Genomic DNA, 21469 nt, shown 5'->3' with positions numbered 1-21469 from the left:
AGCTGCCGTGAGCCTCGAATCCCGCATCACCGAGTACTGCGATACCCTCGCCTACGCGGCCATCGATCCCGCCGCGATCGAGATGGCGACCCATTCGCTGATCGACATCCTCGGCGTGACGATCGCCGGCTCGCGCGATCCCGAGGCGGCCCTGCTCGCCGGCGTGATCGAACACTGGGGCGGCACGCCCGAGGCGCGCGTGATCGGTCGCGCGAGCCGCCTGCCGGCGCCGTCGGCGGCGCTGCTCAACGGCGCCTCGGCGCGCACGCTCGATTTCGACGACGTGGCCGATCCGCTCGGCACCCATCCGAGCGTCGCGATCCTGCCGCCGCTGCTGGCCGTCGCCGAGCTGCGCGGCGACGCCGTCGATCGCCAGGCGTTCCTGAGCGCCTACATCGCCGGGCTCGACCTGTCGCTGCGCCTGTCGCGGGCGCGCCGCGAGACCCTGCTCGAAAGCGGCCGCTACGATCTGTGCAAGGTGATCGCCGCCACCGCCGCGGCCGGCATCCTGTACGGGCTCAAGGGCGAGCGCTTGCACGCGGCGATGGGAATCGCCTACACCTCCGCGCTCGGCGAGACCCAGTGCATGGTGGACGGCGCGCCGACGGTGTTCTACCAGCAGGGGCTGGTGGCCGCCAACGCCGTGCGCGCGGTGGTGCTCGCGTCGCACGGCTTCACCGGCGCCCGCGATTTCCTCAGCGGCCGCTGGGGCTATTATTCGGCGTTCGAACCGGGCTCGGCGCTGGAGACGATCGATGCCGGCCTCGGCACCGAATTCGCCAACATCGACGGGCTGGCGTTCAAGCCGTTCCCCACTTGCCGGCCCAACACCTCGGCGGCGGCGCTCGCGCTCGAACTCACCGGCGGCCGGCGGCTCGACGCGGCCGCGATCGAATTCGTCGAAATCCGCACCAACCAGCAGATCTTCGATCTGGTCAGCGCGCCGGTGGAGCGCAAGCAGGCGCCCACCAGCGTCGTCGAGGCGCGCTTCAGCATCGCCTACAACGTCGCGACGGTGCTCGCGACCGGCGACCTGTTCATCGGCGACTTCACCGAACAGGCGATCCGGCGCCCCGAGGTGATCGCGCTGAGCCGCAAGATCCGCCCGAGCGTGGACCCCGACTGCGAACGGCCCGAACTCGGCACGCACGGCAAGATCAAGATCGCGATCCATCTGGTCGACGGTGCGCGGCTGTCGGGCGAGGTGTCGTATGCCAAGGGCAACCCGCGCAACCCGATGAGCCTGACCGAGCTGATCGCGAAGTTCGACAAATGCGTCGCCTACGCGGGCCTGCCGCATGTCGAGGCGAACCGCACGGCGATCGTCGACTGGGTGCTCGACCGGCCGGCGCGCAACCCGGCCTTCGCGCAACTCGCCGCGCTGCTGTACGCGCCGGCCTGACACGCGGCGTCCGGTGGCCGGGCCAGGCGGGCCGGCTGCCGGGCGGCGGTTCCTGCTGGCCGTGCTTCGTCCCGCTGCTTCGCCAGGTTCTCGTCCCGCTTTCCGGCGTGCTTTTCGGCCTCTCTCTCAGGCCTCTCTCTCGGGCCGTGCCGCCCGGCGTCTCCCGCGCTCCCCGTCATCCCGGGCCGATATTGCCCTGCCCGCCTTGCCGTCCGGTTTTCCGCTCGTGCGCAACTGCCGCGCCGGCACCGGGCGGCATCGGCCGCCCGGCGGCTTCCCTCATCGGCCGGGCGCCGTCAGCCGACCGTCTCGGTGCGCCGCTCGCCGGACGCCGGCGCCGGGGCGCCCGCCACGCGCGCGTCGCCGGCCGCCGACGCATTCAGAATCCGCTCGACGAGCTGATGCTGCCGCGCCTGGACGCGATCGATGGTGGCGGCCTTCACGTGCCCGTATCCGCGAATCGTCTCGGGTGCCTGCGCCCAGGCGCGCATCTCGGCGAGCGTGTCGGGACCGAGCTTCGGCAGCAGCTGCTCGAGCGTGCGCACGTAGTCCCTCGCGAGACGCCGTTCGCCGCGCCGCTCGGCGCTCCAGCCGAACGGATCGAACGGTGTGTGCCGCAGCACGCGCCCGGCCGCCAGCAGCCGCAGGCCCGGCAGGATCCAGCCGGGGAACGCGCGCTTGCGCGGCGGCTGCCCGCGGCGCGCCGACAGCGCGTCGAGCACCGGCGGCGCGAGGTGGAACGTCAGCGACACGCGGCCCGCGAACGGCTCGCGCAGCGACGCCAGGAACGCCTTCGAGGTATGCAGGCGCGCGACCTCGTATTCGTCCTTGACCGCCATCAGCCGGAACAGCGTGCGCGCGACCGCGGCGGCCAGCGACTCGTCATCGAGCGCGGCCGACGCGGCGCGCACGCGCTCCACCGTATGCCGGTAGCGCGCCGCGTAACGCGCGTCCTGGTACTGCTCGAGATAGGTCGCATACCGGTCGATCACGGCATCGAGCGGCTCGCCGCGGCGCGACACGAAGCTCACCGGCTGCCACTGCGGCACGGCCACGGCGGCGCTCGTGCCGAGCTGCTGGCCGACGAACGCGGAATCGGCCGCCCACAGGCGCCCCCACGAGAACGCCAGATACTTGGCCGCCGCGCCGCCCTGCAACTGCAGCGCGTGCTGCAGCGAGGCGAACGACACCGGCACCAGGCCGCGCTGCCACGCATAGCCGAACAGCATCATGTTCGCCTGCAGTGGATCCATCAGCGCGGTGGCAAGCGCCTGGGCATCGATCGCGTCGTAGCGCGCGGCGCCCACGGCGGCCTCGATCCGCTGCCGGATCGCCTCGCTGTCGATGTGCGCGTCGGGATCGCGCAGCATCGCGCCGGTCTGGGTCTGCGCGGTGTTCGCGACGACGCGGGTCCTGCCGTGCGCGAGCGAGGCGAGCGCGTCGTCCTCGGTGGCCACCAGCAGGTCGGCCGCGATCAGCGCGTCGGCACCGCCCCGGTCGATCCGGTGCTGGAACAGCAATTCAGCCTCGCGCGCGATGCGGATGTGACTCAGCACCGAACCGCCCTTCTGCGCGAAGCCGGTAAAGTCGAGCACGCTCACGGCGCGCCGGTCCAGGTGCGCCGCGAGGCCGATGGTCTCCGCCACCGTCACCACGCCGGTGCCGCCCACGCCCACCAGCATGATTTCATACGGCGCGTCGAAGCGTGGCGGCACCGGCGCGGCGAGCGCCTCGGCGCGCGCGATCACGCTCGCGTGCAGCGCGTCGTCGCGACGGCGCGGGCGCGGTGCCCCGGTGACCGTCACGAAGCTCGGGCAGAAACCCTTCACGCAGGACTGGTCGGTATTGCACGAATGGACGTCGATCTTGCGCTTGGTCCCGAACGGCGTGTCGGACGGCACCACCGACAGGCAGTTCGACTGCATCTGGCAATCGCCGCAGCCCTCGCACACCGCCTCGTTGATCACCACGCGCGTCTGGATCGCGGCCGGCGGCGCACGCTTGCGGCGCCGGCGCGCCTCGGTCGCGCAGACCTGGTCGAAGATCAGCACGGTCACGCCCGGCGTCTCGCGCAGCTGCCGCTGGATCTCGTCGAGCCGGTCGCGATGGTGAAGCTCGACGCCGCGCGGCAGGCTGCCCTCGTCGCGATAGCGGGCGGGATCGTCGGCCAGTACCACCACGCGCCGCGCGCCCTCGCTCTGCACGAGTTCGGCGGCCTTGCGCACGGTCAGCTGGCCGTCCACGGGCTGCCCCCCGGTCATCGCGACGGCGTCGTTGTAGAGCAGCTTGTAGGTCAGCGACGCGCCGGCCGCGATCGCCTGGCGAATCGCCAGATAGCCGGAATGGAAGAAGGTGCCGTCGCCGAGGTTCTGGAACACGTGGGGCCGCGAGACGAACGGCGCCTGGCCGATCCAGTCCACGCCTTCGCCGCCCATCTGCACGCTGCCCGAAGTCGCGCGCTCGGGCATGCGCGCGGCCATCGCATGGCAGCCGATGCCGAGGCGCGCCTCGCTGCCTTCCGGCAGTCGCGTCGAGCTGTTGTGAGGACAGCCGGAGCAGAGATACGGTGTGCGGCGCAGCCAGTCCGGCGAGCGCGGCGCCGGCGTGCCGTGCCACTCGGGCGGCACCGTCAACGTGACGCCGAACGGCTTGAGCTGGCGCGCCAGCAGCGCCGCGAGCCGCGACGGCCGCAGTTCGTCGACTTCCGCCACGAGCGGCGCGCCCTTCTCGTCGAGCTTGCCGACGATGGTCGCGCGGTGGTCATGGCGCGCGTTGTAGAGGCTCTGCTTGAGCTGCTTCTCGACGACGCCCTGCTTTTCCTCGACCACCAGCACGCGCGCTGCGCGCTGCGCCCAGATCTCCAGCAGCGGCGACAGCGGATGAACCACGTTGACCTTGATCAGCGCAACGCCGGCATGCTCGAGCTGGTCGAGCGAGACCGCGCCGCGCCGCAGCGCCTCGCGCACGTCGTGATAGGCCTTGCCGACCGCCGCGATCACGAGCGCCGGGCGCGCCGGCGTGGTCACCGCCTCGTCGAGCGGATTGGCGCGCATGAACGCGCGCGCGGCCCGCAGCTTGTGCGGATGGCGCCGCTCGATCTGCATGCCCGGCAGGTCGGGCCAGCGCCAGTGCAGGCCATCCGGGCCGGTGTCGATGCCGGGCATGATGAAGCGCGGCGGCGCGAAGGTCGGCATCGAGGCGGATGCCTCGACGGTCTCGGTCACCGCCTTGAAGCCGACCCACAGCCCGCTCGCGCGCGACAGCGCCCAGCCCCACAGCCCGCAGCGCTCGTAGTCGGCGAGCCCGGACGGATGAATCACCGGCAGGCCCCACGCCATCAGCGCGTTGTCCGACTGATGCGACATCGACGACGACACGCAGCCGTGATCGTCGCCCGTCACCACCAGCACGCCGCCGTGCGGCGACGACCCGTACGCATTGCCGTGCCGCAGCGCGTCGCCGGACCGGTCGACGCCTGGACCCTTGCCGTACCACATGCCGAATACGCCGTCGTAGCGGCGCGTCTCGTCCGATTCGACGCGCTGGGTACCGATCAGCGCGGTGGCCGCGAGGTCCTCGTTGATCGCCGGCTGGAAGCGGATGTGGGCCGCTTCCAGGCGCTCGCGCGCGTGCCAGAGTTCGTGATCGACGCCGCCGAGCGGCGAGCCGCGATAGCCGCTCACGAAGCCCGCGGTATGAAAACCGGCCGCGCGATCGGCGGCGGCCTGCGCGAGCAGCATGCGCACCAGCGCCTGCTGGCCGCTCAGGAAGATGCGCCCCGGCGGTTCGTCGATGCCGCGCCGGTAGATGGCGTCGCTGTGTTCGGTACTCGTCGACATGGCTTCTCGCCCTCGTACAGGTGATGTCCGTACTGCATCGGATGAAGCATGAAGAGACCGTCGCGGCGGCCGGGCGGCGCGCCGCGGGGGCACCGTGCGCGGCGCCGGACGGTCGGCGGTGGCGCCTCAGTCGAGGCCCGCGCGGGCGATCTCGATCGCCTCGCGCAGCACGCCCGGATCGGCGATGTAGTGCATCAGCACCAGCACCAGCTGGGCATGGAACAGGTGGCCCTGCTGCGCGTCGAGATCGCGGCAGGCCTGGGCGAGCATCGAAAAGCAGGCGTCCGGATCGGCCAGTTCCGGCACGCGGGCGCCGGGCAGGCCGCTGGCGAGGCCGTCGATCGTGGTCATGGCTGGCTCTCCGTGGTCGAAACCGGCATCGGCGTGCCCACGGCACGATGCAGCTCGGCGTACAGGCGCGGCGCGTCGAGCCGCTCGAACGCACCGAGCACGTGCTGGTCGGGCCGCAGCAGCAGGACGTAGCCCTCCGCGAGGCCGTAGCGCAGCGCCACGAAGCCCTCGTGGTCCCACAGCACCGTGTGCACGCCGTGGCCGTCGGCAGGCCGCGCGGCGGTGACCACCACCACCGTGAACGGGTGGCTGCGCGGCAGCGCGTCGAGGGCCGCCAGCGCGTCGGGCTCGGGCAGGCCGTAGACGAGCAGCGTGTAGCCGATGCCACCGAGATGCGCGAGCAGCCAGTCGGGCCTGCCGTTGCGGCGCACCGGCGCGTCGACGGCGGGCGAGCCGGGCGGCAGCACGCCGGACAGCGCGGCGGTGTCCGCGAACTGGCCCACCCCGCTCAGCACCGACGGCCGCGACAGGCGCCCCGAATTGACCAATGCGCGCCCGAACGGCGTGGTGCGCGCGAGCGCCAGTGCCGCCTGACGCAGCACGTCGACGGACGGACTCTCGGGGGAAATGAAGCGCGCGCTGCGCGTGGAATTGAGGATGTTCTCATCGGCGGCGAACACGCGCTCCTCGCTATAGGACTCGACCAGCGACGCGCTCGCGCCGTGCCGGACGATCGCCGCGATGCGCCAGCCGAGATTGTCGACGTCCTGCAGCCCGCCGTTGCCGCCGCGCCCGCCGAACGGGCTCAGCTCGTGCGCGCTGTCGCCGGCGAACACCACGCGCGAATGGACGAACCGTTCGAGCCGGCGGCAGCGGAACGTGTAGATGCTGAGCCAGTCGATCCGGAACGACGCCTGCTCGCCGAACATGGCCCGCAGCCGGCGTTCCACCCGTTCGGGCTCGCGCTCGGCGGCCACGTCCGCGTCGGCGCCGAGCTGGAAGTCGACCCGCCACAGATTGTCGGGCTGCTTGTGCAGCAACACGGAGCGGTTCGGGTGGAACGGCGGATCGAACCAGAAACGCCGCTCGGCGCGCAGCGTCGTGTTCGGCATCTCGATGTCGACGATCAGAAACCGGTCCGGGAACATCTCGCCGACGAACGGCAGGTCGAGCACCCTGCGCACCGAGGAGCGCGCGCCGTCGCAAGCGATCAGCCAGTCGCAGTCGAGGCGGTACTCGCCGTCGGGTGTTTCGATCGTCACGGCGGCGCCGTCGGCGCGGCTATCGACGCCGCTCACGCGATGCCGGCTGCGCAGCTCGACCAGGCCGCTGTCCGCGCAGGCGCGCGCGAGCCATTCCTCGAGGTAGGACTGCTGGATGTTGACGAAGGCCGGCCACGCGAATCCCGGCTCGGGCTGGAAGTCGAAGCTGAACACCTCGCGGGTCCGATGAAACAGCCGGCCGACCTTCCAGTTCACGCCCTTGTCGAGTATCCGGGCGCCGATGTCCAGCCGACCGAGGATTTCCAGGCTGCGCTGCGCAAAAACGATCGCTCGCGATCCATCTATCGGTGCGTCGCGCGCCTCGAGTACGATGGAGGCGACGCCGCGCTGCGCTAGATCGCAGGCCATCGCCAGACCGATCAGGCCGGCACCGACGATGATGACTGGCACCCGCCTCGTTTCGGCCTGATCCAGCTCCGCTGGGCGTGTATAGGAAAAATGCGGGGGATTGTGCATCGGTAAGCACTCCAAAAGACCGCTTCATGAAAAACGGCTTGAAAAGCTTGTCGCGTGGCGCAATGCAGCACGATATTAGATCGCAAGAATATAAATCGCAACCTACATTAATTTTTTTCCGAAGAACAAAATGATTGGCCAATTCGGCGTGCTTTGACCCGTAATGGCGCGCCACCGGCGCGGCCGCCACCACTGCCGCGATGGCGTCGATTCACGGGCTCAAGGACGCGTGGCAGCAAGAAAATCGCGGAGATGACAACGGCGTGAAATGCGCAGGCCGACTCGCATGGCTCGATTCGAAACCATCGGTGGCTGTCGTTTCATTTTTGGGTCCGTCGAATCATGACGGCGGGGCCACGCATTCGTGATTGACAGGGGACGATTGACTGACGGAACTGGATACTGAAGCGGATAAATCCGGATCGCCGCATTGGTTATTATCCGGCGGCTATCCGGCTTCGGCCTGCCCGCTGCGCGTTTTCCTTTCTGATGCGAACGGTCCGGCAATATCTTGCCGACACCGTCTGCCCCTCACCACCTCACGCCGCCCCCATCCAGCGCAGCACCTGCTGCCAGCGCGGCGCCGTCATCGCGTCGAACCAGTTGTCGTGGTTCGCCTCCGGCAGCAGCATCAGGCGGCTTCCGGGATGCGCGCTGGCCAGACGCTCGGCGTGCACCACCGGGATCAGCGTGTCGCGCTGCGAGCCGATGATCACGAGCGGGCCGCGGTAGGCGGCGGTCGCCGCGATCGAATCGAACGGGTCGTGCAGCAGCCAGCGCACCGGGAACGCCGGGTACTGCTCGCGCGCCACCGAGGCGAGCGTGTCCCACGGCGTGATCAGCGCGACGCCGGCCAGCGCCTGCTCGTTGCCCTGCACCACCCGCGCGGCCATGCCGGCGCCCAGCGATTCGCCCACCAGCCAGACCTCGCCGGGCCAGCTCGCCAGCGTCTGCGCGAGCGCGTCGCGCGAGGCGGCCAGCGCGGCGCGCAGGGTGCGCGGGCCGGGCCGCCGGCCGTGGCCCGGGTATTCGGCGATCACCACGCGGTAGCCGGCGTGCGCGAACACGTCCGCGAGCGGCAGCTTGGTCTCCGACGATTCCTCGTTGCCGTGATAGACGATCACGGTGCCGCGCGGTGCCGGGCCGTCCGGCGTGACGACATAGCCGGCATAGTCGCCGCGAATCCGCCAGCGCTCGATGCGCTCGCCCGGATGCGGCAGGTCGCGCGGGTCGGCGACGCGCGGCGTCGACGGCAGCAGCATGCGGTCCTGCAACAGGTACAGCGCGGCGGCCGCGGCCAGGTAGACGCCGGCGGCGATCATGAAGCCGGCCATGACAATCCGTTTGACAGACATTGCGGGTCGGCGCTTCGGAATGGGGACGCGCCAGTATACGAAGCCGGCCGGCGGCGTGCGCGGCCGACGCGCATCGCGGCGGGCCGGGACGAAGCGCGCGCGGCGTTCGTGCCGGCACCGTGGACCAGCCCCTGACCTGACGGCGGCGGCCCGGCGGCCGGCAAGCAGCAACCGACAACCGGACCGGACGTCTACTGCGCCGTCATCCGCAGCAGCGAGGTGTCGTAGCCGAGTTCCGCCGCACGCGCGACGAGCTGCTGGCGCAGCAGCGTGGACGGATGTGCCTCGCGCGTCAGCAGCCAGAGAAAGCGCCCCGACGGCTCGCCGACGATCGACCAGCTGTAGTCGTCGGCGTGGTCGAGCACCCAGTAGTCGCCGATATAGAACGGGCCGAAGAACGACACCTTCAGCTTCGCGCCGTCGCTGTCGGCCACCGGCTTCGCGCGGCCCTTCGAGACGCGCGGCGCGCCGTTGGCATCGCGCGCGCAGGCGTTGACGACATCGATCAGGCCATCCGCGCGCCGCGTGTAATCGGCGGTCACGCCGTCGCAATCGCGCTCGAAACGGTTCTCGTAGCGCGCGAACTCGTACCAGCGGCCGAGATAGCGATCGAGATCGACGGGCCTGGCCGGTTGCGGCACGGCCGCGTTGCCGCGCTTGCCGCCGATCAGGCCGCAGCCGTTGAGCAGCAGCGCGGCGCCCGACACGGCGACGGCCAGCGCGGCGAGGCGCACCAGGGAGCGATTCATGAGGGTTTCCTTGTCATGGGACGAATCCGGACACCGCAAGCAGGTTCGATACCACCCGCGCGCAGGCACCGTCGTCACGCGGCACCCGCCGCGTCATGTCCCGCGGACGCGGCCAATCTTGCAAGCCGGTCGTGCCCGGTTTGTAGTATTTACCGGCTGCCTTCCCGGTGGCAGGTCACGGCGCGGACGAACCGCCGCGACGCGCAAGCCCGCCGGCGCGGGCGCGCGGCGCGAATCACGAGAACTGGCGCGGCAATTGCATGGTGAACGGACCGCCGATACGGTTCGCCGTACACGGCGTCGAGCTTCGACATGTCAAGCATCCACTACCACTCAACTCTCGGGAGCCAATCGCCATGCTCAAATGGGCCTTGATTTTCGCGGTGATCGCCATCGTCGCAGGACTGTTCGGATTCACCGGCATCGCCGCCGGCTCGGCCGCGATCGCCAAGTTCCTGTTCGGCCTGTTCCTCGTGCTCTGCATCATCTTCCTGGTGATCGGCGTGGTGGTGGCCAAGCGCGTCGTCAAATAGCGGCGCGCTGCGCGGCAGCCCGGCCCTGCCGGGCGCGTCGCGCGCATCACCGCCGGCAGCCTCGCGCTGCCGGCCTCATCTCGGCCACCATGGCGCCGATCTATTCTGGTCGATGCGGGTCTCGCCGATCCGGCCGGCGCGGTTCGACATGCACGCGCCTGCTTCGGCCGCAGCGAAAACCAGCCTTGCGGCACCACCGGTTCCAGCACCGTCAGCTCCCAATGTTCGACCGAGTAGGCCAGCGAGGCGGCCAGATCCATCATCGCCATTCCGGTGCCGGGACAGGCCCGGTCGCCCAGGCCGAACGGGAAATACGCGCCTTGCGGCCAGCTCGGCGCGCTCAGGAAGCGCTCGGGTCGGAACGCCTCGGGCTCGGGAAACCAGCGGGCGTCGCGGTGCGTGATCCAGCTGGATATCATCACGATGTCGCCGCGCGCGAGCGGCGTGTCGGCCACGGTCATGGCGCGGGCGAGCTGGCGCGGCACCAGCGCATAGGCCGGCGGATAGAGGCGCAGCGTCTCCTGGATCACGGCGCGCAGCAGCGGCGCGCGGCGAAGATCCTGCAGCTGGGTTATCTCGGCCCAGTCCAGCGTGGCGAGTTCGGCACGCAGCGCGGCCAGCACTTCGGGATGTTGGGCCAGCAGCAGCTGCGCCCAGGTGAGCGTGGCGCCGGTGGCCTGGTGCGCGGCCATCAGCAGCGTGGCCAGATCGTCGCGATGCACGGCCAGCGGGTGCCGTGAATCGCGCGCCACCTGTTCGATCTGCGCGCGCATCACGTGCAGCGCCCAGCGCTTGCGCGGACACAGCCGGCCCGGGAACCAGTGTCCGAGCGGCAGGCCGGTGCTGGTTTCGAGCAGCGCCACGCGCGACAGGATGCGCACCGCCTTGGCGATGGTCCGCGCGTTCGGGCCGAGATCGAGATCGAACAGCGCATGGCCGGCCAGCGTGACGCTGTAGGCGGCCATCTCCAGGTCCAGATCCAGCGCCTGTCCGGCCGTGAACTGGGCGGCGTGCCGCCCGGCGAGCCGGCGGATCTCGCTGGCCGCGGGCGGCCGGATATGCGGACGCACCGTCTGGCGCTGGCGGCGGGCCGCCTCGCCCTCCTGCATCATGAAGCTGCGGCCGTTCCACTGGCGCATGATGCAGAGGCTCGGCTCCCAGCGCCGCAGATCGGCGCGATGGTTCACCATCAGGTCGTGGACCGCATCGGGATGGAACACGCACCAGAGCCGCTTCGGCCCCATCCGCAGTGCCGCAAGATCGGGCGAGCGCCGGTGCATGTCGGCCAGCCACGCCAGCGGGTCGCGCTGGATCTCGAGCCAGTGATCGAGGCCGGCGGCGGGTGGCTGCCAAAACGGGCGGCGGGGGCGGCGCAGCGCGAGCCGCTGGCGGATCGGACAGCTTGCTGCGCTGGACGGGGGATGGCTCATTCGACAGGTCCGTTCTGCCCGGTGGGCGCGCGTTCCGATGCGGTGCGGAGGCGGCTGACCCCGGTGGATGAGGTGGCGCAGGCGTCGTTCGCTCGCGCACAGGCGTCGCGCGGCTGCGTCATTCTATTTCAGTCGCGCCCGGGCGGCCTGCCGACGATGCGGCGGCGCCAGTGAATCTCAGTGCGAGGACAGCGCGATCGCCAGCACGGCGGCCAGCAGCGCATCGAGCGCGAGCCCGATGCGCGCGTCAGCGGCGCGCCGGTCCGGATGCTTCGAGAACGTCAGGGCGAGCGCCAGCCCGGCGCCATGCAGCAGCACCACGCCCAGCACCACGGCGGCCAGCACCAGATACGCGCCCGCCTCGCTGAATCGGCCGGCACGCGCCGCGCTCGTATCGAGGCAGAAAAACGCGATCAGCCAGCCGGCCGAGCCCAGCAGGCAGAGCGCCTGACTCACGCGATGATAGGTTTTCATATTCGAGGGTCCGGAAACGAGCATCAAGGTGCGCCGTGGCGCGTGTATGGGCGGATGCGCGTGCCGAGTGTGCCATCATGCCCCGCGAACGCCTACAATCGGCCGATCGCCAACGGCCGAAGCCGCGAGCGGGCGCCGCGGCCCGCCCGCCATCGCGCCGCCGGGGCCGCGCGGGCCGCCGCACCGGCCGGCCCGCCCTCCACCATGCCGCGGTTGAACCGGATCCCCCGCATGCACGACACCCCGCGCGCCAAGCCGCGCCGCACCGACCGACGCCGCAGCCAGCCAGGCCCGGCCGCCGGCCGCCGGCCGCATGCCGGCCCGGCCGCAGCAGTGGTCGGCCCCCGCCCCGTGGCCGACGCCGCGCCGTACACCGTCATCGCGCTGCCCACCGGCGCCGGGCCGGCCGCGGCGCTCTATGGCGTGCCCGATCGCGTGCTGACCCGCTGCCTGTGCTGGGGCCTCGCGCTGCTGCTGATGCTCGGGGTGGCCGCCCTGGCCGCCGCGTTTCTCGGCGTCGGCACCCAGCGTCATGCGCTCGGCACGCGGCTGGCCCTGCTGGGCCTGACCGGTGCGCCGCTGGCCGGGCTCGCGCTCTACCTGGTACATGCGGCACGGCAAGCGCCGGCCTGGGTCCGCATCGACGCGGCCGGCATCCATTACGGCGCGGGGCCGGCCGACGACGGCAACCACCTCGAATGGCAGCAGCTGGCCGCCAATCCCGTGCTGGCCTACGACGTCGGCATCCGCATCCCGTCCGCCTACGGCACGTATGTCGAGCCGCGTCTGAGCTACTGGTACCGGCTGCCCGACGGCGAGCTGGTGCCGCGCTCGATGCCGCTGCGATTGCGCGAGAGTGCGCTGCGCTGCCTGCGCTTTCGCAATGCGGCGGCGCTGCGCGTCGCGCTGCTGCGCGGCATGGCGGCTCGCGAGGACTTGCGGTTCGACGCACAGGTGTTCGTCGAAGCCGGCGTCGATCCGTGGCACTGGCGCGCGCTGCGGGAACGCGGCGGGTTCGACTCGGGTGTGGTCCTCGCCGTGCTGGCGGTCTGGTTCGGCGGCTGCGCGTTCGCACTCGCGCGCTGGCCGATCGAATCGATGGCGACGATCGTGTCGATGGTGGCGGCCCTCGTCGTGCTGTTCTGGGGCGCCCGCCTCGCGATCACCGCGCGTCGCCGCGCGCGCTATCCCGGCTACCTCGGCGTGTTCCGTTTCCGGCGGCAAGGCTGACGGGCCGCGCTTAAGGCGTGAGATTCACGCGCAGCGTGATCGCTCCGCCGGCATAGACCGGCGCCGTCGCGATCAGGCCCGGCGTGCTGTGCCAACCGGCGAAGACCTGGGCCAGCGCGGTGCTCGCCGCGCGCACCTCGCTGGCGGCCGCGATGATCAGGATATTGCTTGCCACCGGTGCCGCATCGACTGCATCGACTGCATCGTGGGCTTCGTGCGCCGCCGCCACTGTCCCGCTGCCGATGATCAGATTGAGCGTCGCGCCCACGATTTTCAGGCTGCCCGGCAAGCCCTGCTTGCGCAGCGCCTGCACCAGCTGCTCGCCGATGACGCGCATTTGTTCGTTGATAACCATCACGAACTTGGTCACCTGTACCTGATTCGCCGAGCCGGCCTGGAACTTCAGCGGGATCTGCGCGGTGGCGGCCGTCTGCGTGTGACTGGATTGCATGGCGAGGCTCCGAGGCGGTGAATCGATAAGGATAGGTGGAAGGTCCGACTGCGCCGACGGCAACGGGCGGGCCGTGGCCGCCGCCGGCCGGTCGCGCCGCCAGCATACTGGATCGGCGGCGGTGCAGCCAGCGCGCGGCCCGGCGCGGCGCGCGCCGTACCCGGAGCGTCCCGCGCCGGCCGGCGGCCACGCTCACTGCTGGCGGATCTCCGCCGGCCCCTTGCCGGTCCAGCGCTTCAGCGCGCGACGGAAGTTGGCGGTGTCGCTGAAGCCGACCAGCATCGCCACGTCCTCGGTACTCATCTTCGTGGTCCGCAGGTATTCGGTGGCGAGCGAGCAGCGCACGTCGTCGACGATCGCCACGAACGACGTCCCCTCCGCCTCGAGCCGGCGCCGCAGCGTGCGGCTCGTCATCTTCAGCGCGTCGGCCACGGCCTCCATGCTCGGGAACTCGCCGGGCTTGCGCATCAGCTCCTGATACACCTCGCCGGACGCGCCGAACGAGGTCTTGTCCTGGCCGATCAGGCGATCGCAGGTCTCCTGCAGCAGCGCCGCCGAATGCCGGTGCGCGAGCTGCGGCCGGCACTCGAGGATCGCGCTGTCGTAGCTCAGCTCGCAGCGCGCGGCGTCGAACTCGCAGGGGCAGCCGAGATAGTCGCTGTAGACGGCTGCGTGCGGCGGCGCCGGATAGGCAAAGCGCGCGACGAGCGGCGGGCAGCTGCGCCCGGCCACGTCCTGCAGATGCGTGACGTGCTGCGTGTACTGCTGCTCCAGCAGGAAGCGCTGCACCTCGTGGGGCAGGTTCGAGGCGAACGCGTCGGGAAAGGTCCAGACGGCCCGGTCCGGATACTCGTGCCATTCGATCGTCAGCGTCGGCGTGGCGAGCCGGTGATATTTGACGCCGAGCCGGAAGTAGTCGCGCAGCGACAGGCACGACATCAGCGCGTAGCCGTACATGCCGTAGGCGGCCAGATGCAGCCGCGCGCCGGTGCGAAACGGCGTGGCCGGGTCCGCCGAGAGCCGCACCGCGTTCGCGCAGACGGCCGCGTACTGGCGCACCGAGGTCAGCACCGACGCGTCGTCGATCTGCCCGGGCTCGACGCCGCTGCCCTTCAGGCTGTCCGCCACGGCGATGCCCTGCTCCGCGAGCACCTCGACCAGCGCCGCGATCTTGTACGGCGCGTAGACGCGCTCGTTGAGCAACGGATATTTCGACGGCATCGCGTCCCCTCCCGGATGTCCGCCGGGGACACCACTCTGTCCGAAATTGACCTTACGCGGCGGATCGTATCTCACTATTATCGGATCAACAAGACGCGGGACGGACGCTCGACGGCCGCCCCGGACCGATACCGGAGACACGCATGCATTCCTTCTTCCCACGCCTCCCTCGCATGGCGCGGCGGCCCGCGCGCGCCGCCCGCATGGCGATCGCGTCGCCAGTCCTGGCCCGGGTGCCGGCACGCTGAATCAGCGGCATCGGCCCGCCCGTGCCCGACGCCACCCACATCCACTCCGCACCGCCCGCGCGCCTGCCCACGGATACCCGCCGGCCCGCGCGCCCGGTTTTCCAAGGACCGCTCCATGAACACCCCGAACCGCAAGGTCATCATTACCTGTGCCGTGACCGGCTCCGCGCACGTTCCGTCGATGTCGGACCATCTGCCGATCACGCCCGCGCAGATCGAGGCGCAGGCCGTGGAGGCGGCCGAGGCCGGCGCGGCGATCCTGCACCTGCATGCGCGCGACCCGGCCGACGGCCGCCCCACGCCGTCGCCCGAGGTGTTCCGGCAGTTCGTGCCGGCCATCGCGGCGCGCACCGATGCCGTCATCAACATCTCGACGGGCGGCAGCACGCGCATGACGCTCGACGAGCGGCTCGCCTACGCGCGCGTGGCCAAGCCCGAGATGTGCTCGCTCAACATGGGCTCGATGAACTTCTCGCTGCACCCGGTGGCGGCGCGCATCGCATCGTGGCGCTTCGACTGGGAAAAGGACTATCTGGAAGGCATGGAGGACATGATCTTCCGGAACACGTTCCGCGACATCCGCAACATCCTCACCGAGTTCCGCGACGACGGCACACGCTTCGAGTTCGAGTGCTACGACGTCGGGCACCTCTACAGCCTCGCGCATTTCGTCGACGCGGGGCTCGTCGAGCCGCCGTTCTTCATCCAGTCGGTGGTCGGCATCCTCGGCGGGATCGGCGCCGATCCCGAGAACCTCAACGTGATGCGCGCCACCGCCGACCGCCTGTTCGGCCGCGATCACTACGCCTTCTCGGTGCTCGGCGCGGGACGCCACCAGATGTCGCTCGTCACGCTCGGCGCGATCCTCGGCGGCAACGTGCGGGTCGGGCTCGAGGACAGCGTCTACCTCGCGCGCGGCGTGAAGGCGAAGTCCAACGCCGAGCAGGTGCGCAAGATCCGCCGCATCCTCGAGGAGCTGTCGTTCGAGATCGCGACGCCGGACGAGGCGCGCGCGATGCTCGGGCTCAAGGGCCGCGAGCGCGTGTCGCTGTAGCGGTCATGGCCGGGCCGCGCGCATTTCCGTCAGCGATCCACACCACGACACCACGACACCACGGCCCGCGGCCGCCGCGTTCGCCCTGCTTGCGCGCCGGACATACAACCCTTGCGGGCCTTTTACCGGAGACACCATGAGCACCCCGACCGTCGACGCCGTACCCGGCGAGCTGCATCGCCGCGCCACCCGCCGCGCCATGGCGCGGCTGCTGCCGCTGATGTGCCTGATCTATTTCCTGTCGTTCATCGACCGCACCAACGTCGCGCTCGCCAAGGCCGCGCTGGCCAGCGATCTCGGCATCGGCGCGGCGGCCTACGGGCTCGGCGCGGGCATCTTCTTCATCGGCTACGCGCTGCTGGAAGTGCCGAGCAACCTGGCCGCGCATCGCGTCGGGCCGCGCCGCTGGATCGCGCGGATCGCCGTGAGCTGGGGCGTGCTGTCCACGGCGATGATGTTCGTGCAGGGGCCGGCCTCGTTCTACCTGCTGCGCGTGCTGCTCGGCGTCGCCGAGGCCGGGCTGTTCCCGGCGCTGATGTACATGGTCACGCTCTGGTTCGCGCCGCGCGATCGCGCGGTGGCGGTGGGCTGGATCTACACGGCGCCGTCGCTGGCGCTGATCGTCGGCAGCCCGCTCGGCGCGGCGCTGATGCAGCTGGGCGGCACGGCCGGCCTGCGCGGCTGGCAGTGGATGTTCCTGCTCGAAGGCCTGCCGACCATCGTGGCCGGCGTGGTGCTCTACTTCGTGCTGCCGGACCGGCCCAGCGCCGTCGCGTGGCTCGCACCCGACGAGGCGCGCGCGCTCGAAACGCATGCCGTGATCACCACCCAGGGCCACGCGCGCCATGCGCCCGCCGACTGGTTCGCCGCGATCCGGCGGCCCACCACGGTGCTGATCGCGCTGATCTATTTCCTCAACCAGGTGGCGTTCGTCGGGCTCTACTTCTTCACGCCGGCGATCGTCGCGCAGATGCACGTGAGTTCGCCGCTGCTGGTGGGCCTGCTGTCGAGCAGCGTCGGCTTCGGCTTCCTGGTGGGCGTGCTGGTGCTGCCGCGCCTGCATCGGCGCGTGAGCAGCGATTGCGCGTTCCTCGGCGCGCTGACGGCCGGGCTGGTGGCGAGCGGCGGCGCGTTCATCGCCACCCACGACCAGAGCGTGCAGATCGTGCTGCTCGGCGTGACCGGCCTGTTCGCGGGCGGCATCCTGCCGTCGTACTGGGCGGTGGCGATGAAGCGGCTGCAGGGCATCCAGGCCGCCGCCGGGCTCGCGTTCATCAACACGGTCGGCCTGCTCGGCGGTTTCGCCGGCCCCTACCTGTTCGGCCTCGTGGAAGCGTGGACCCATCGCAGCGACGCCGGTTTCAAGGTGATCGTGGCGGCCTCGGTGGCCGGGCTCTGCCTGGTGCCGCTGCTGGCGCGCGCGATCCGCGCCGAGGACCATCCGGCCCGCGCGCTGCCGGGCGCGGCGCCGCGTTTTCACTGACCTTGCCGCCAGGCGCACCCGCATCGAGCGGCGCGGAATTCATGACTCAACTCACCCACTCATCATCGACGGAACCCCGGATGCGATTGAACGACAAGCTGGCCCTCATCACCGGCGCGGGCCAGGGCATCGGCGCGGCCACCGCGCTGAGATTCGCGCGCGAGGGCGCACTGGTGGCGGTCTGCGACCGCAACGAGGCTGCCATGCTGACGGTAGTGCGCGCCTGCCGCGAGGCCGGCGCACAGGCGCTCGGCTTCGTCCTCGACGTCTGCGACCGCGCCGCGGTGGACGCGGTGGTCGGCGCGCTGCTCGCGCGCTTCGGGCGCATCGACGTGCTCGTCAACAACGCCGGCATCACGCGCGACGCGCGCCTGCAGAAGATGACCACGCAGCAGTTCGACGAGGTGATCGACGTGAACCTGCGCGGCGTGTTCCATGCCACGCAGGCGGTGGTCGATTCGATGATCGAGCGGCGCGCCGGCGTGATCCTGAACGCGAGTTCGGTGGTCGGCATCCACGGCAACTACGGCCAGACCAACTACGCGGCGTCCAAGTTCGGCGTGATCGGCTTCACCAAGACCTGGAGCCGTGAACTCGGGCCGAAGGGGATTCGCGTCAACGCGGTGGCGCCGGGCTTCATCGAGACGCCGATCCTCGCCGGCATGCCCGGCGAGGTGCTCGACAGGATGCAGGCGCAGGTGCCGCTCGGCCGGCTCGGCAAGCCCGAGGAGATCGCCAGCGTGTATGCGTTCCTCGCCAGCGACGAGGCGAGCTACATCAACGGCGCCGTGATCGAGGTGTCGGGCGGCATGACGCTGTGAACACGCGGCCCGCCTCCGATCGGGCGGGCCATCGACGCAAGCGGTATCGACCGCATCTCAGGAGGACACGATGAATCCGATTCACGGTTTCAAGGTGGAGCGGGCCGCCGTCACACGGGTCGGCCAGGACTTGCGGCGGCCCGAATGCATCCTCGCCGAGCGCGACGGCTCGCTGTGGACGGCCGACGCGCGCGGCGGCGTGATGCATCTGGACGCCGCGGGCGGCCAGCGGCTGATCGTGCCGAACCACGCCGGCGCGCCGCTTGACGATGTCGTGGCCGGCGACGGCCTGACCCGCGGCTCGCTGCCGAACGGTCTCGCGTTCGACGCCCACGGCAACCTGATCATCGCGAACATCGGCACCGATCGCGTCGAGCTGCTCACGCGCGACGGCGGCTCGCGCGTGCTGCTCGACCGGATCGACGGCCGGCCGCTCGGCAAGGTCAACTTCGTGCTGCGCGACCGCCGCGAGCGGCTGTGGGTCACCGTCTCGACGCGCGTCGATCCGTGGCCGGACGCGGTGCGCTCGAACCTGGCCGACGGCTACATCGTGCTGATCGACGAGCGCGGCGCGCGGATCGTCGCCGACGGCCTCGCGTTCGCCAACGAGATCCGCTTCGACGCGAATGAAGCGTTCCTCTACGTGGCGGAAACCACCGCGAAGCGCGTCAGCCGGTTCGCGGTGCGGGCCGACGGCACGCTCGGCGCGCGCGAGACCTACGGGCCGGATCAACTCGGGCCGGGGCTGATCGACGGCATCGCGTTCGATGCGCACGGCAACCTCTGGTGCGCGATGATCTTCGCCGACCGGCTGGTGGCGATCGACCCGGACGGCGAGCCGCATCTGCTGCTCGACGACGGCGACGCGGCCGCGACCGCGCGCTTCGACGCCGCGTTCGCGACCGGCGAGATCGTGCCGATGCCGGTGATCGAGGCGACCGGCGGCACGCTCGCGCCCTGGCTGACCAGCATCACGTTCGGCGGCCCCGATCTGCGCACCGCCTACCTCGGCAGCCTCAAGGGCAGCGCGCTGGCCGCGTTCGCCTCGCCCGTCGCGGGCTTACCGATGATCCATTGGTGAAGCCGCGCTTCTCTTCTCAGCCCATTCAATCAGGACCACCATGAATACCCTCGACCTCCTGAAGCCGCGCCCCGGCCTGCGCGTGCTCGTCACCGGCGCGGCCGGCGGGATCGGCGCGGCAATCGCCGACGCCTTCCTGCAGGCCGACGCCCACGTCTACGTCTGCGACGTCGATGCCGCCGCCGTCGAGCGCGCGCGCAGCCGTCACCCGCGCCTGCATGCGGGCGTGGCCGACGTCGCCGACGCTCGCCAGGTGGACGCGGTGGTCGACGACGCGCATGCGAAGCTCGGCGGCCTCGACATCCTCGTCAACAACGCCGGCATCGCCGGGCCGACCGGCGCGGTGGAGGCGATCGAGCCGCACGACTGGGAGCGCACCGTCGCCACCAACCTGAACAGCCAGCACGCCTTCCTGCATCGCGTCGTGCCGATCCTGAAGGCCGGCTCGGACTGCCCCGGCATCATCGCCATCTCGTCGGTGGCGGGCCGGCTCGGCTATGCGTACCGCACGCCGTATGCGTCGACCAAGTGGGCCATCGTCGGGCTCGTGAAGTCGCTGGCCGTCGAACTCGGGCCGAGCGACATTCGCGTCAACGCGATCCTGCCCGGCGTGGTGCAGGGCGAACGGATGGACCGCGTGATCGCCGCGCGCGCCGAAGCGACCGGCGTGACGTTCGAGGCGATGCGCGACGACTATCTGCGCAAGATCTCGCTGCGCCGGATGGTGAGCGTGGAGGACATCGCGGCGATGGCGCTGTTCCTCGCCTCGCCGGCCGCGCGCAACATCACCGGGCAGGCGATCAGCGTGGACGGCAACGTGGAATATCTGTGAGATCTCGCGGAGGTGCCGATGCGATACCGCTGAACTGCCGGTGAACGGCGCGCGGCCGGTCAGGCGCTCTGCTGCCCCGCCGCGAGCCGGTGGCCGCCCGCGCCGGTGCCGCCGGACGGCGCCACGCGCGGCCAGCCCGCCGCGGGCCGTGCACCCTTGCGCGAGCCGTGCCGCCGCGCGCCGAACGGCTCGATGCCGGCCGAAGGCGGCAGGCGGTGCGCGGTGTCGAGCGTGTACGGCGCCGGCGCGATCGTCGACGGCCCCTCGCTGAAGAAGCGGCCGCAGCCGTTGCCGTCGCTGCCGCCGTCGTCGTCGCCATCGGCCGGCACGCACGAGCGCACCGCGCCGAGCCCGCCGTCGGCCGGCCGGGCTGGCGCGTGGGTGGTGCCGCCCGCCTCCAGCGCGGCGATGCCGGCCACCACCACCAGCACGTTCAGCGCGTGGCGCAGCGCGGACTGGTGGCAGTAACGCTGCCGGTCGGCGTCGTAGCGTTCGAGCGCCTCCTCCCCGCGCGCGCTGACCTCGAAGCCGCCGGCGGCCGTCTTGCGCACGTAGCCGGCCGCGACCAGCGTGGCCATGGTGCGGTCGAGGAACCGGCGCCGCTCGTCCACGGCGGCGTCGCGCGGCACCTGCGGCCAGTCGGCCAGCGCCAGCAGCGCGGCCGGCGCCACCTGCGACGACAGCTCGGCCGACAGCGCCGCGATCCGCCCGAGCACTTCCATGCGCGCGGCGCGCGGCGCGTTGGCGTGCCAGAAGCCGCGCATGCGCAGGTCGCCGAGCCAGGCCGCGAGCCGGTAGCCGTGCAGCCGCACGCCGAGCACCACGCGCCACGCCTCGCGCTCGTGGAACATGTAGCGGCGCAGGTAGACCACGTAGGTCACCCGCTGCCGGTCGAGTTCGCCGATCGTCGTCGACACCGGTGCCGCCTCGCTCGCGGCCGCCTCGCCGCCGAGCCCGCTGACGCGGTCGCCGTCGATCCCCGTCACGAGCAGGCGACGGGCGTGGCCGGCGCGCGCGGCCAGATGGGCGATCACCTGCGGACGGCCGGTCGGGTCCGCGCTGCCGATCGGTCGCGCGCAGGCCATGGCCAGCGCGCGCCGCAAGAACCACTCATTCATGAACATGGCTGACTCCGTTAGCTGGGTGCGCGTCCGACGGGAACGAGCGGCGGCAGGCCGGGCACGGTCTCGCGGCGCGCCCGGCCGCCGCGTGAAGTCCAATTGCCTGGAAAAACTA

Annotated in this window: 17 protein-coding genes and 1 pseudogene; 8 read left to right on the top strand and 10 right to left on the bottom strand. The window is 71.1% G+C overall.

Annotated elements, in window-relative coordinates; genetic code table 11:
* Positions 1–7: 7 nt before the first annotated feature.
* Positions 8–1402 carry an MmgE/PrpD family protein gene (locus BpN12_RS24295; protein ID WP_246794808.1) on the top strand — a complete coding sequence of 465 codons (1395 nt, stop codon included), beginning with the start codon at positions 8–10 and terminating at the stop codon, positions 1400–1402.
* Positions 1403–1698: 296 nt separating this feature from the next.
* Here BpN12_RS24295 and BpN12_RS24290 read toward each other — a convergent pair whose 3' ends face one another.
* The 5 genes from BpN12_RS24290 to BpN12_RS24270 all read right to left on the bottom strand — a co-directional run bounded on the left by BpN12_RS24290 (position 1699) and on the right by BpN12_RS24270 (position 9375).
* Positions 1699–5241, bottom strand: a complete 3543-nt coding sequence (locus tag BpN12_RS24290) for an indolepyruvate ferredoxin oxidoreductase family protein (protein WP_246794807.1) — start codon at positions 5239–5241, stop codon at positions 1699–1701.
* A gap of 126 nt (positions 5242–5367) precedes the next feature.
* Positions 5368–5592, bottom strand: coding sequence for a DUF2783 domain-containing protein (locus BpN12_RS24285; protein ID WP_246794806.1), 225 nt, complete (start codon positions 5590–5592; stop codon positions 5368–5370).
* The gene (locus tag BpN12_RS24280; protein ID WP_246794805.1) at positions 5589–7205 is read right to left on the bottom strand and encodes an FAD-dependent monooxygenase; all 1617 of its coding nucleotides are present in this window, start codon (positions 7203–7205) and stop codon (positions 5589–5591) included. The genes BpN12_RS24285 and BpN12_RS24280 overlap by 4 nt, the downstream gene beginning before the upstream one ends.
* 605 nt (positions 7206–7810) lie before the next feature.
* Entirely contained in the window at positions 7811–8626 is an 816-nt protein-coding gene (locus BpN12_RS24275; protein ID WP_246794804.1) for an alpha/beta hydrolase, read from the bottom strand.
* Between the two features lie 191 nt (positions 8627–8817).
* Positions 8818–9375 carry a lipocalin family protein gene (locus tag BpN12_RS24270; RefSeq protein ID WP_246794803.1) on the bottom strand — a complete coding sequence of 186 codons (558 nt, stop codon included), beginning with the start codon at positions 9373–9375 and terminating at the stop codon, positions 8818–8820.
* Positions 9376–9731: 356 nt separating this feature from the next.
* Between BpN12_RS24270 and BpN12_RS24265 the strand changes: the two genes are divergently transcribed.
* On the top strand, positions 9732–9908 hold the full coding sequence (locus BpN12_RS24265; protein ID WP_042624946.1) for a DUF1328 domain-containing protein: 177 nt from the start codon (positions 9732–9734) through the stop codon (positions 9906–9908).
* A 260-nt stretch (positions 9909–10168) separates the two neighbouring features.
* Here the strand turns inward: BpN12_RS24265 and BpN12_RS24260 are convergent.
* Positions 10169–10600 (bottom strand): annotated as a pseudogene (locus BpN12_RS24260) (cytochrome P450); the annotation flags it as partial.
* A 915-nt stretch (positions 10601–11515) separates the two neighbouring features.
* On the bottom strand, positions 11516–11812 hold the full coding sequence (locus tag BpN12_RS24255) for a hypothetical protein (protein WP_246794802.1): 297 nt from the start codon (positions 11810–11812) through the stop codon (positions 11516–11518).
* A gap of 231 nt (positions 11813–12043) precedes the next feature.
* On the opposite strand from BpN12_RS24255, the gene BpN12_RS24250 reads away from it, so the two are divergent.
* Complete coding sequence (locus BpN12_RS24250; protein ID WP_246794801.1) at positions 12044–13042, top strand: hypothetical protein; 999 nt, start codon at positions 12044–12046, stop codon at positions 13040–13042.
* A 10-nt stretch (positions 13043–13052) separates the two neighbouring features.
* Here the strand turns inward: BpN12_RS24250 and BpN12_RS24245 are convergent, their stop codons facing one another.
* Complete coding sequence (locus tag BpN12_RS24245) at positions 13053–13493, bottom strand: hypothetical protein (protein WP_246794800.1); 441 nt, start codon at positions 13491–13493, stop codon at positions 13053–13055.
* 192 nt (positions 13494–13685) lie between these two features.
* Positions 13686–14714: an AraC family transcriptional regulator gene (locus BpN12_RS24240; protein WP_246794799.1), complete on the bottom strand. Its 1029-nt coding sequence runs from the start codon at positions 14712–14714 to the stop codon at positions 13686–13688.
* A 363-nt stretch (positions 14715–15077) separates the two neighbouring features.
* On the opposite strand from BpN12_RS24240, the gene kce reads away from it, so the two are divergent.
* The 5 genes from kce (at position 15078) to BpN12_RS24215 (ending at position 20233) form a co-directional block, all read left to right on the top strand.
* Positions 15078–16016 (top strand): 3,5-dioxohexanoate:acetyl-CoA acetone transferase, encoded by a 939-nt coding sequence (gene kce, locus BpN12_RS24235; RefSeq protein WP_246794798.1) that lies wholly within the window; start codon positions 15078–15080, stop codon positions 16014–16016.
* 136 nt (positions 16017–16152) lie between these two features.
* The gene (locus tag BpN12_RS24230; RefSeq protein WP_246794797.1) at positions 16153–17499 is read left to right on the top strand and encodes an MFS transporter; all 1347 of its coding nucleotides are present in this window, start codon (positions 16153–16155) and stop codon (positions 17497–17499) included.
* A gap of 80 nt (positions 17500–17579) precedes the next feature.
* Positions 17580–18320 carry a 3-oxoacyl-ACP reductase FabG gene (gene fabG, locus BpN12_RS24225; protein ID WP_246794796.1) on the top strand — a complete coding sequence of 247 codons (741 nt, stop codon included), beginning with the start codon at positions 17580–17582 and terminating at the stop codon, positions 18318–18320.
* 70 nt (positions 18321–18390) lie between these two features.
* Entirely contained in the window at positions 18391–19401 is a 1011-nt protein-coding gene (locus BpN12_RS24220) for an SMP-30/gluconolactonase/LRE family protein (protein ID WP_246794795.1), read from the top strand.
* Between the two features lie 40 nt (positions 19402–19441).
* Complete coding sequence (locus BpN12_RS24215; protein WP_246794794.1) at positions 19442–20233, top strand: SDR family oxidoreductase; 792 nt, start codon at positions 19442–19444, stop codon at positions 20231–20233.
* Positions 20234–20292: 59 nt separating this feature from the next.
* Here BpN12_RS24215 and BpN12_RS24210 read toward each other — a convergent pair whose 3' ends face one another.
* Complete coding sequence (locus BpN12_RS24210) at positions 20293–21351, bottom strand: hypothetical protein (RefSeq protein WP_246794793.1); 1059 nt, start codon at positions 21349–21351, stop codon at positions 20293–20295.
* Between the last annotated feature and the right edge of the window lie 118 nt (positions 21352–21469).

Origin of the sequence: Burkholderia perseverans, assembly GCF_022870505.1 — a bacterium.
In the GTDB taxonomy this organism is placed as follows: domain Bacteria; phylum Pseudomonadota; class Gammaproteobacteria; order Burkholderiales; family Burkholderiaceae; genus Burkholderia; species Burkholderia plantarii.
The sequence above is the reverse complement of the archived record's forward strand: the minus strand, read 5'-3'. Positions and strand labels throughout refer to the sequence as shown.